The sequence below is a fragment of the Streptomyces sp. NPDC031274 genome (assembly GCF_055570235.1).
Genome location: NZ_JBVIHP010000460.1, coordinates 1 through 1,060, shown reverse-complemented (window position 1 = coordinate 1,060; position 1,060 = coordinate 1). Strand labels below are relative to the sequence as shown.

Annotated in this window: 1 protein-coding gene; it reads left to right on the top strand. The window is 66.7% G+C overall.

Translation table 11 applies throughout. From position 1 onward, the window contains the following. Positions 1 to 824 (top strand): glycoside hydrolase family 3 C-terminal domain-containing protein (locus tag ACZ5CR_RS47180; RefSeq protein WP_468870239.1); only part of this gene is annotated, 824 nt, incomplete at its 5' end. Between the last annotated feature and the right edge of the window lie 236 nt (positions 825 to 1,060).

Below are 1,060 nucleotides of genomic sequence, written 5' to 3'. Positions count from 1 at the left end.
GCGTGGACCAGTTCGGCGGCGAGTACCACAGTGGTGTGCTGGTCTCCTTGGTCAAGGTCGGCGCCGTCACCGAAGCCCGCCTCGACACCTCGGTGCGGCGGCTGCTGCGTGAGAAGTTCGAACTCGGCCTGTTCGACAACCCCTTTGTCGACGTGGACCAGGCGGAGGCGATCGTCGGCACCGACAGCGCCCGCGCTCAAGGACTGGCCGCCCAGGAAGCCGCGCACACCCTGCTCAAGAACACCGCTGGGCCAGCCCACCTCCCGCTTCCAGCGGGCCTCAAGATCTACGCCGAAGGCATCACTGCGGACGCTCTCGGCAAGCGTGGACTACCAGTCGCCACGCCGGAGGAGGCCGACATCGCCGTTCTGCGCCTCACGGCTCCTTTCGAGGAGCGCGGCGCCGATTACACCCCCGATCTGGAGAAGCCACTGGACGCGGCCATGCTCGAGCAGTCCTTCCACGCCGGCTCCCTGGACTTCGAGCCGCAGGAAGCAGAGCGCATTCGCACCATCTGCCGCACCGTGCCCACGGTGATCGTCATCTACCTCGACCGGCCCGCGATCCTCACGCCTCTCGACGACGACGTCGCCTCGCTGATCGCCGAATTCGGCTCCACCCAGGAAGCCACCGTGCACGTCCTGTTCGGCGAGGCCGAACCACGCGGCCGGCTGCCTTTTGACCTGCCCTCCTCCATGGCCGAGGTAGAGGCCGGACGCTCGGACGTCCCATTCGACACGGCCAATCCTCTGTACCGGTTCGGGCACGGCCTGACCTACCCGGCCACGCTCGTCGACGGGGAACTCGACACCCCGGTCCAGTAGGCAGTTCCACGGCCGGTTTCCGCGATTCTCCAGCTCGCCCCATCCACCTTGACAGCGGCGAACGCCGTGTACGAAGCCTCACCCGGAGGAGATCCCTTGAACATCCTGTCCGCGTCCTCGTACAGCATCAGGGAGCAACTTGGCCCCCTGGTCTTCGACTTCACCGATCCCGAGGGCAAAGACGTCCACTTCGAACTGCCGTACCCGAAGCTGCTGCGCGCCTCGGAGTTCCCGGC